This is a genomic window from Sphingomonas longa (assembly GCF_016892685.1).
GTDB lineage: Bacteria > Pseudomonadota > Alphaproteobacteria > Sphingomonadales > Sphingomonadaceae > Sphingomonas > Sphingomonas longa.
In genome coordinates this window covers 437057-446650 of sequence record NZ_JAFEMC010000004.1, presented here as the reverse complement: position 1 = coordinate 446650, position 9594 = coordinate 437057, and the positions used below count along the sequence as shown (strand labels likewise).

Genomic DNA, 9594 nt, shown 5'->3' with positions numbered 1-9594 from the left:
CGGTTCTTCGAGAAGGTCGAGTGGTCGGGCACGTCGCCCTCCAGCCCCAACCGGCAGAACCAGCGATAGGCCAGGTTGAGATGCACCTCGTCGCACAGCCGCCGCTCGGACCGGATGCCCATGCAATAGCCGATGATGAGCATCCGGATCATCAGCTCCGGATCGATCGAGGGGCGACCCGTGTCACTGTAGAAGGGCTTCAGCTCCTCGCGGATGCCAGACAGGTCCACGAACCGGTCGATTGAGCGCAGCAAGTGATCCGTCGGCACGTGCCGCTCCAGGCTGAAGCTGTAGAACAGCGCCTCCTGCGCTACCGTCCGCTCGCCCATCATCGGCCCGTCTCCGCTCACCTCGCGGCAAGTGAATCAGACTGCCGGCACCACTGCAAGCCAGCCTTTTTCAACACAATCGGGTCAATTCCGCCGGTTAAGGAACATTTGACGCTTGGCAGGCTGAAACCCTGCCTCTCGTCGGGCGATGAGTAAGAAGTTGCAATTCTCGCCTGTACCTTGGATAGTCGCGGCCGATCGCACCCTCAAAGGGGCAGTGGTGCACTCGCGCTGACGAGGTCCCCCTGGCGCAGTTCGTGCCAGAAATCGGCAGCGATCACCTCATTGAGCGCGGCGGTGTCCTCCGCAATGCGTTGCGGCCGGCTTGCGCCAGGGATGACTGCCGCGACCGCGGGATTGGCGAGCGCGAATTGCAAGCCCGCCGCCTTCATGCTGACGCCATGGCGATCTGCGATCGCCTTGATCGCCGCGACCTTGGAGAGGATCTCGGGCGTGGCCGGCGCATATTCGAAGTTCGGTCCGCCGACGAGCGCGCCTGAGCTATAGGGTCCACCGACGACGATGCCCAGGCCACGGTCGGCGACCTTCGGCATCAGGCGCTCGAGCGCGCGGTCATGATCGAGGAGGGTGTAGCGACCCGCAAGAAGCGACCCGTCGGGCCGCGGGCCGTCGAGATCGAGCAGCAGTTCGACCGCCTCAACCCGGTTCACGCCGAGCCCCCAGGCCTTGATCGTTCCCTCGTCGCGCAGCCGATCGAGCGCCCGGAACGCGCCGGTGCGCGCCTCGTCAAACCTCGTAAGCCATTCGTCACCGTAGAAGTCCTGCGCCAGATCATGGACCCAGACGATGTCGATATGGTCCGTCTGGAGGCGCTTCAGACTATCGTCGATCGAGCGCAGCGTAGCGTCGTGCGAATAGTCGTTGATGACCTTGTTGGGACGGCCGTTGGCGAACACGTCACCCTTTTCGCCATTGTCGCGCGGCGCCTCATCGACCTCGTCGAGCACGATGCGGCCGACTTTGGTGCTGATGACATAATTGTCGCGGGGCTTGCCCTTCAGCGCCTCGCCCATGCGGATCTCGGCAAGACCCGCGCCGTAGAAGGGAGCATTGTCGAAATAGCGGATCCCGTCGTTCCAGGCCGCCTCGACGGTTGCGAGCGCCTCGTCCTCGGGGATGGCGCGGAACATGTTGCCGAGCGGTGCGGCGCCGAAGCCGAGCTTCGATGGAAGGATGTCCTTAAGGGCCATGGTACGTATCCTTGGTTGCGAACAGCTCTTCAATTGACCGCCAGAGGACCGAGCGTGAACACGCTCCGCTCTGCAAGATCCCCGATCACGATAGATAGGTTTGGGAATGCTCGCTCGCACGATGGTCGGCGACCGGATCGCCGTCTTTATATAGCTCGTCGAATACGAACCAGCCTAGTCGGTCCATGATTGCGGACATCAAGGAAGCCATCATGATCGCGCTCGCCGCGTGAGCTTATGCAGCCCGCGAGGCGTCGGCCATCGCCGTCACGACTTGCTCAGGAACCCCGTAGTGAAACAGGTGTCCTTGATCGGGCACGATCCGCAACTCAGCGCCTTTGACTTCGCCCACAAGCCTCTCCCCGTGCTTATCAACGTGCGCGATGAGATCGCCTTGTCCTGCCATGATGATCACCGGGAGGTCGAGCTCGCCGTACCGCTTGCTCAGCGCGATCGCGCTCGGGATCATCATCGCGGTATCGGCAGCCGTCGCGCGCACCTGTGACGGACGCAGCGCCATGACCTTCGGGAAGGACGCGAACTTCTCCGAAATCTCGGCGGGTGCGAAGCTCGCCTTGACCGCTGCCGGTCCGATCAGCAGCCCGGTCAGCGGTGCTGTTGTGTTAGCGATGAGATCTCCCAGCAGCGGGATAGCGGGGATCGAAGACGGCAGAACATCCGGGCGTGCCGTGCCGTAGTAGTAGCCCGACAGCAGCACCAAACCGGCGGTCGCCTCCCGATGATCAAGCCCCATTGCCAACGCGACCAGCGTTCCCCAGCTGTGGCCCACCACGATTGCTGGTCCGGCGCCGATCTGCTTGAGCGCTTTTGCGATCAGATCTGCCTGCGCTGCCGCGGTCCAAATTTTGGAGCGCGGACGATCGCTGTAGCCGAAGCCAGGCCGGTCGAACGCGATGACGCGGTGATGCTCCGCGGCCAAATCGAGCACGCCGCTTAGCTCGAAGTCCTGCAGCATCACGCCGTTGCCGTGGAGAAGCACCACAGCGGGCCCCTCGCCACGATCCACATAGTGGAGCCTCACGCCATCGACCTCGACGAAATCGCCGATTGGCGGGTAATTCGCTTCAGCGCGTTTCGCGCTCGCCCGATTGAACAGGGCAAGGGCCGCCAGCGCTGCTGCTCCGGAGCCAGCCGCAACCCATTCCTTGTTGTGCTTGATGGTGGCGAGCCAGGACGTCTTCGAAGACGCGGGATGCTCAGCGTGTTGGTGCGACTTCCTGTTCGGCTTCTGTGTCATCTGATGTCAACCATTGTGCATTGCACAAAGTTGCGCTGGGCTCCGGCGATGAGGGCAAAGGGCCTCGTTAGAAGCGCTGGAGTATAGCAGCTTCCCGGCGAATTCGTCTGTCAGCGATGCAGGTTGCGGCAGTTATCGCCTTATCAGTGGCAGATGGTCGCCTGTAGGCTTGGTCCCCAATTCCAGCTGTTCCCAGTATCCGACGAGGTTCTCGAAAACAGTCGCTGCGCTCATATGAACGAGCGGCAGGTCTCGGGCGGCAGGAAAGTGCACGTGAATGGCGGAAAATGGGTCCAAACGCCTGTCGATCGCCAAGCCGAGATCCTCGGCTCAAAGCAAGTCGCGATCACGGCAGGAGGGCACCATTGTCATAACTGAGCATTTGGCATCCGACGCTTATGGCCTCCTCATCCTGGCACCTGAGATCCCGCTCGGCAGTGGCTGGCTTGGAGGCGACAGAGTCGTTGGCCGCGCAGCCATCCGTGACCTGTTGAAAAAGGCCGCTCGTTTCAGCGCAGATGAACGCCAGAGACTAACTATCTATCTGCCCAGCAGAGCGATCACGCTTCGGTTGGATGAGATCGAACGATGTTTCGGAGCGTGACCGCGGCGGCTTCGAGCGCTTGCAAAGCAAGAGTAAAGAGCGGCCGAAGCTGGGAACTTGGAAACAGACCGCGAAACTCTGGGTCGAGCTTGCCGGCAAGCTCAGTAGCGAGCTCGACCCAAAGCCGGTCATGTGGGAAAGTGGATGCCGCAAAGCTTGTTGCCATCCGGGTCGCGAACATAGGTAAGTTCAATCGTGCCCATTGAGGCGGTATGGCGAGGACCGGGGGGCGCCTCGATCGACGTTCCGCCAGCCGCCACCGCTACATCGTGGAATCGTTTTACCTGCTCTGGCGAGTTGCATTGGAACGCAACTGTGCTGCCGTTGGAGACGGTTGCTGGCTCGTCATTAATCGGCTGCGTGACGATGAAAGCGGTCCCGTCCTCACCTCGGTATATGAGACGGGTATGGCCACTGTCGGCAACGTTCACCGATGCTTCTCTAACGCCAAGGGCACCTAAAACGGTGTCGTAGAAGCGTTTAGACCGATCAATGTCGTTCGAACCAACCATCGTGTGAAAGAGCACAGATTTTCTCCCATCGCAGGGCTTTGTAACCGAACTCGCCCCGTCTCGGGCAATAGCGGTGAACCATGTTCATACCTAGCAGCATCGACGGTCAGGCAGCAGAGCTTCGTTAGGATGAACGGACGGCAGCGATTGGTAATGAGCAGGACGCCTGCGACAACCGCTTCTGGTCGGTTGAGACGGCGCTGAGCGTCCGCCATTGGGTCGCCTCCGCGAAACTCAAGGCAGGCTAAAGCGCGGTTAAGGCGTTCAAGTCGGCCAGCGAGGAATCCGCTGCGTCGCTCACGTCCGTTTGCCGGGCGGCAGCTAGGCGTGCTTCTCGCGAAGCCAGCTATCGCGCTCGGCGAAGATCTTCTGCATCTCCACCATGTTGTCGGTTCCCCAGGTGCATAAGGGTTCAAGCGCCTGAGCGAGGCTCTGGCCAAGCGGCGTCAGCGTGTAGTCAACGCGTGGCGGCACCTCCTTATAGTCGTTCCTGCGCAATACACCGTCCGCTTCCAGCTCCTTCAAATGCTGGATCAGCACCTTGTCGCTGACATCGCGCACGGCCCGCTTGAGTTCGCCGTAGCGCGTTGGTCCGCGCAGCAGGAAATACAGGATGAGTGGCTTCCACTTGCCCGAGATAATCTTCAGGGTCGCGTCGAGGCCGCAGGTGAAGCGGGGAGCGATAGGAGTGGGCTCGACGGTGGTGGGATGGACGGCTTCGGACATCCTGGTACTTACCTAAAGGTGCATACTTGCCAATAGGTAGGGTTAGCGCCAGCTGCGTGCAACCAAGAACTGGAGGCACGTATGAACCGGCTTGAAGGCAAGACTGCGATCATCACCGGCGGTGGCACAGGCATTGGCCTCGCTTCAGCAAAGCGCTTCATTGAGGAAGGTGCGTTCGCCTACATTTTTGGCCGGAGGCAGGAGAAGCTCGATGCAGCGGTGGCTACCCTCGGTGTGAATGCGCGCGCGGTGGCGGGATCAGTGACGGACAACGGCGATCTCGACCGACTGTTTAACACCGTGAAGCAGGAGCGCGGCACGCTCGATATCCTGTTCGCCAATGCCGGAACCGGCGCGTTGGTGCCGCTCACCGAGATCACGCCCGAGCATTATGACGAGACCTTCGACATCAACGTGAAGGGCACGATCTTTACGGTGCAGAAGGGCTTGAAGCTGATGGGTAAGGGTGGTTCGGTCGTCCTCACCGGCTCGACCACCGGCGTGATGGGAACGCCCGCATTCAGCATGTACAGCGCGTCAAAGGCTGCTGTCCGCAACCTCGCGCGTAGCTGGGCGCAGGACCTGCGCGGTACGGGTATTCGCGTCAACGTCCTGTCGCCTGGACCAACGCTGACCGAACTGGCGGCCGAAGTCGTCGGCCGCGAAGCGATGATCGATATGGGGGCTACCACGCCGATCGGCCATGTCGGCGACCCATCCGAGGTGGCGGCGGCTGCCGCGTTCCTCGCATCCTCCGACAGCAGCTTCATGACGGGCAGTGAGCTGTTCGCCGATGGAGGCTTGGCTCAAATTTGAGAAACTCTGCCAGCGGGTGATAAGCCCGCTGGCCTGGAAAGTGGGGCCGCTCGGCTTACCCTGCTCGCCAGAAGAGCCGTAGGATCGACATCAACGAATGGCCGAAGTCTGGAAGCGCGCAAGAGTGCGTGAACGTCCGATCGTGGGTCTTGGCGGCGGTGACTGTACTGCACGCCGGCTCTTCGTTTACCGACCAGAGATCGTTAGGACCCCGGGCCGCTGCGTGGTAACGAAGCGCATCGTCGCTTCCGCCCTGGGCACCGCGACGGCTGAGAGACCGTCAGCGCTCCCGCTTACCAATGGGAGACGGCTATGCCGATTATCCGTAGCAGTCATCTCGCTCGCGCACGGTTCGAACGGAAGATGGCCGATCTGTCGGCTACCAACATGGCGCGCATCATCCATACCAAGCTCGCCGACCTGCACTGGGCAGCCGGCCACACTCCAACCAGTGGGCCATCCGTCGACGGCGGAACGACTTGAGCATGGACGCGCTGCTCGAATGCTCGCCCTCTGCGGACCCTGACATAAACACGCACGCGGCAGAGGCGTCGCCGCTGTCGCCGGATCTGCTGCAGCGGATGCACGGCTATTGGCGGGCGGCGAACTACCTGTCCGTCGGCCAGATCTACCTGCGCGCAAATCCGCTGCTGGAACGCCCGCTGACGCTGGCCGACATCAAGCCGCGGCTTCTCGGCCATTGGGGCACCACGCCGGGGCTGAACCTAATCTACGTCCATCTGAACCGGCTGATTGTCGAGCACGACCTCGACATGATCGCGATCATCGGCCCCGGCCATGGCGGCCCCGGCATCGTCGCCCAGACCTATCTCGAAGGGTCGTACACCGAACGCTATCCGGCGATCGAGCGCGGTCGCGGCGGCATGGAGCGACTGTTCCGGCAGTTTTCCTGGCCGGGCGGTATCCCGAGCCATGTCGCGCCGGAGACGCCGGGATCGATCCACGAGGGCGGCGAGCTCGGCTACTCGCTGGCGCACGCTTACGGCGCCGCGTTCGACAATCCCGACCTGATCGTCGCCTGCGTAATCGGGGACGGCGAGGCGGAGACGGGCGCGCTGGCGGCAAGCTGGCACGGCAACAAGTTTCTGAATCCCGCGCGCGATGGCGCCGTGCTGCCGATCCTGCACCTCAACGGCTTCAAGATCGCCAATCCCACGGTGCTCGCCCGGATCGGCGACGAGGAGTTGGCTAGCCTCCTCCGCGGCTACGGGCACGAACCGTTCTTCGTCGAGGGCGACGATCCGATGCGCGTCCACCAGCAGCTGGCGCGGGCGCTCGACACGGTGCTGGACCATATCCGCACGATCCAGCGCGAAGCCCGTTCGCCCACGACGACCGGGATGCGGCCGCGCTGGCCGATGATCGTGCTGCGCACGCCCAAGGGGTGGACCGGACCGAAGATGGTCGACGGCAAGCCGGTCGAGGGAACCTGGCGCGCGCATCAAGTGCCGATCGCCGACTTCGGCGATCCGGAGCACCTCGTCCAGCTCGAGGAGTGGATGCGCAGCTACCGCGCAGAAGAGCTGTTCGACGCCACCGGCAAGTTCCGCGAAGAGTTCGCCTCATTGGCGCCGACCGGGCACAGCCGTATGGGCTCGAACCCACATGCCAATGGCGGCGAGTTGATACGGGCGCTCGCGCTTCCCGATTTCCACTCGCATGCCGTTACGCTCACCGCGCCCGGGGGCGTCAGGGCGGCGGCCACGGCGACGCTCGGCAGCTACCTGAAGGAAGCAATGGCGCTGAACCTGGGCGCGTCGAACATGCGGCTGTTCGGTCCCGACGAGACCGCGTCGAACCGTCTGCAGGCAGTGTACGACGTCACCGGCAAGGCGTGGATGGCGGACACGGAGCCGAACGACACCGACCTTGCCCAGGACGGGCGCGTCATGGAGGTGCTGAGCGAGCATCTCTGCCAAGGCTGGTTGGAAGGTTATCTGTTGACCGGCCGCCATGGCCTGTTCTCGTGCTACGAGGCATTCGTCCACATCGTAGACTCGATGGTGAACCAGCACGCCAAGTGGCTGAAGACGGCGCGCACGATCCCGTGGCGCCGGCCGATCGCCTCGCTTAACTATCTACTCACCTCACATGTCTGGCGGCAGGATCATAACGGTTCGTCGCACCAGGATCCTGGTTTCCTCGACCACGTGGCGAACAAGACTGCGGAGGTGGCCCGCATCTATCTCCCACCCGACGCCAACTGCCTTTTGTCAGTCGCTGATCACTGCCTGCGCAGCCGCGATTACGTGAACGTGATCGTCGCTGGCAAGCAGCCCGAATGGCAGTGGCTAACGATCGACGAAGCGGTGCGCCACTGCACGATCGGTGCCGGCATCTGGGACTGGGCGAGTGACGACGGGGAGCCCGACGTGGTGCTTGCCTGCGCCGGCGACGTGCCGACGCTGGAGACACTCGCCGCGGCCACCCTGCTTCGAGAGTATGTGCCCGACATCCGCGTTCGGGTGGTGAATGTCGTCGACCTCATGGTGCTGCAACCGCAGTCGGAACACCCGCACGGGCTGGACGATCGCGCGTTCAACGCGATGTTCACCACCGACAGGCCGGTGATCTTCGCCTTCCACGGCTATCCGTCGCTGGTTCACCGATTGGCGTACGCCCGCCACGGCCACCACAATTTCCACGTCCGCGGCTACAAGGGCGAGGGTACCACGACGACGCCGTTCGACATGGTCGTGATGAACGACCTCGATCGATACCGGCTGGCACTCGACGCGATCGAGCGCGTGCCGCGGCTGAAGAACCGCGTGCCTGCGGAGACCGCCCGCTACTGGACGATGATGGAGCGTCACAAGCTCTACGTCGCCGAGCAGGGGGACGATCTGCCGGAGGTGCGGGACTGGCAGTGGACACGCTGATCCTGGCGATCAACGGCGGGTCGTCGTCGCTGAAGTACGGCACCTTCTCCGTCGCAGGGGACAGGGCGGAAACGCTTGTCTCCGGCGCGATCGAGACTGCCCACGATCATACCGCCAGCTTGGACGAGATCGCGGCGAAGCTGGGCAGGTCGCCCGATGCGATCGGCCACCGCATCGTTCATGGTGGACCAAGGCTGTTCCGGCCGACGCTGATCGATGACGGTGTTATGGCAGATCTCAAGGCGGCCTGCGCATTTGCGCCCCTGCATGGGCCAGCCGCGCTGAACCTGATCGCGGCGGCGCGGCGCCGCTACCCGGGCACGCCGCAGATCGCCTGTTTCGATACAGGCTTCCACGAACACCTACCGGCGATCGCCGCTGTCCTGCCCGTTCCCAAAGCGCTCCGGGCGGCCGGGGTCAGACGTTACGGCTTTCACGGCCTGTCTTGTCAGTCGATCGTGCGCCAGCTCGGCGCAGATCTGCCCGAGCGGCTGGTGATCGCTCATCTCGGCAGCGGGGCGAGCGTCACGGCGGTCCTTGACGGCGTCTCGGTTGATACCTCGATGGGACTGACGCCCTCGGGAGGCGTCATGATGGCTACCCGCAGCGGCGACGTTGATCCCGGCCTGCTGCTCTTCCTGTTGCGCGAGCACGGGATGACGGCTCGCCGGCTCGAGGTGCTGCTCGATCGGCAATCTGGCCTCCTCGGCATCTCGGACCGGAGTGGCGACCTGAGGACGCTCCGCGAACTGGCGCCGTCCTTTCCCGACGCCCGTCTCGCCATCGACATCTTCTGCCGATCGGTCGCCAAGCAGGTCGCGGCGATGATCGCCAGCCTGGGCGGCATCGACATGCTGGTGTTCAGCGGCGGGATCGGCGAGCATGATGCCGACACGCGGCAGGCAATCTGCGCGGATCTAGCTTGGGCCGGAGTGGCGCAAGCAGGACAGGCGTCGGATAGGGTCAGCGTCAGGATTCTTTCGCCCAACGAGGAAGAACAGATCGCGCGTGAGGCGTCAGTTCTGTTGCGGGCGTCTGCCAGTGGAAATGCAGCTGGCGCCCGCAGAAGCGAGCCATGACAGTCTGAATGAACGGCAGATTTTGGGAAGCGCAACAAGGCCGTTGAATGGCGGGAAGTGGGTCCAAACGCCTGCCGATCGCCAAGCCGAGATCCTTGGTTTAGAGGCAGGTCGCGATCACGGCAGGAAGGGCGCCGTTGTCATAATCGAGCATTTGGC

At 63.1% G+C, this 9594-nt stretch carries 10 protein-coding genes; 5 read left to right on the top strand and 5 right to left on the bottom strand.

Annotated elements, in window-relative coordinates:
- The 3 genes from ILT43_RS15480 to ILT43_RS15470 form a co-directional block, all read right to left on the bottom strand.
- The coding region (locus ILT43_RS15480; RefSeq protein ID WP_204199879.1) for a transposase at positions 1-332 on the bottom strand (332 nt) is incomplete at its 3' end.
- Between the two features lie 203 nt (positions 333-535).
- The gene (locus tag ILT43_RS15475) at positions 536-1540 is read right to left on the bottom strand and encodes an aldo/keto reductase (RefSeq protein ID WP_211534546.1); all 1005 of its coding nucleotides are present in this window, start codon (positions 1538-1540) and stop codon (positions 536-538) included.
- A gap of 235 nt (positions 1541-1775) precedes the next feature.
- Positions 1776-2798: an alpha/beta fold hydrolase gene (locus ILT43_RS15470; protein ID WP_204199877.1), complete on the bottom strand. Its 1023-nt coding sequence runs from the start codon at positions 2796-2798 to the stop codon at positions 1776-1778.
- A 277-nt stretch (positions 2799-3075) separates the two neighbouring features.
- On the opposite strand from ILT43_RS15470, the gene ILT43_RS15465 reads away from it, so the two are divergent.
- On the top strand, positions 3076-3402 hold the full coding sequence (locus tag ILT43_RS15465) for a hypothetical protein (protein WP_204199876.1): 327 nt from the start codon (positions 3076-3078) through the stop codon (positions 3400-3402).
- A 128-nt stretch (positions 3403-3530) separates the two neighbouring features.
- Here ILT43_RS15465 and ILT43_RS15460 read toward each other — a convergent pair whose 3' ends face one another.
- Both ILT43_RS15460 and ILT43_RS15455 read right to left on the bottom strand, forming a co-directional pair.
- Entirely contained in the window at positions 3531-3929 is a 399-nt protein-coding gene (locus tag ILT43_RS15460) for a VOC family protein (RefSeq protein WP_204199875.1), read from the bottom strand.
- Positions 3930-4235: 306 nt separating this feature from the next.
- Positions 4236-4640 (bottom strand): winged helix-turn-helix transcriptional regulator, encoded by a 405-nt coding sequence (locus ILT43_RS15455; protein ID WP_204199874.1) that lies wholly within the window; start codon positions 4638-4640, stop codon positions 4236-4238.
- Positions 4641-4721: 81 nt separating this feature from the next.
- Here ILT43_RS15455 and ILT43_RS15450 point away from each other — a divergent pair, with 81 nt between their 5' ends.
- From ILT43_RS15450 to ILT43_RS15435, 4 genes are all read left to right on the top strand, one after another.
- Positions 4722-5456 (top strand): SDR family NAD(P)-dependent oxidoreductase, encoded by a 735-nt coding sequence (locus ILT43_RS15450; protein WP_204199873.1) that lies wholly within the window; start codon positions 4722-4724, stop codon positions 5454-5456.
- Between the two features lie 312 nt (positions 5457-5768).
- Positions 5769-5939 (top strand): hypothetical protein, encoded by a 171-nt coding sequence (locus tag ILT43_RS15445; RefSeq protein ID WP_204199872.1) that lies wholly within the window; start codon positions 5769-5771, stop codon positions 5937-5939.
- 2 nt (positions 5940-5941) lie between these two features.
- On the top strand, positions 5942-8356 hold the full coding sequence (locus ILT43_RS15440) for a phosphoketolase family protein (protein ID WP_204199871.1): 2415 nt from the start codon (positions 5942-5944) through the stop codon (positions 8354-8356).
- Positions 8344-9435 carry an acetate/propionate family kinase gene (locus ILT43_RS15435; protein WP_204199870.1) on the top strand — a complete coding sequence of 364 codons (1092 nt, stop codon included), beginning with the start codon at positions 8344-8346 and terminating at the stop codon, positions 9433-9435. Before ILT43_RS15440 ends, ILT43_RS15435 begins: the two co-directional genes overlap by 13 nt.
- Positions 9436-9594 lie beyond the last annotated feature (159 nt).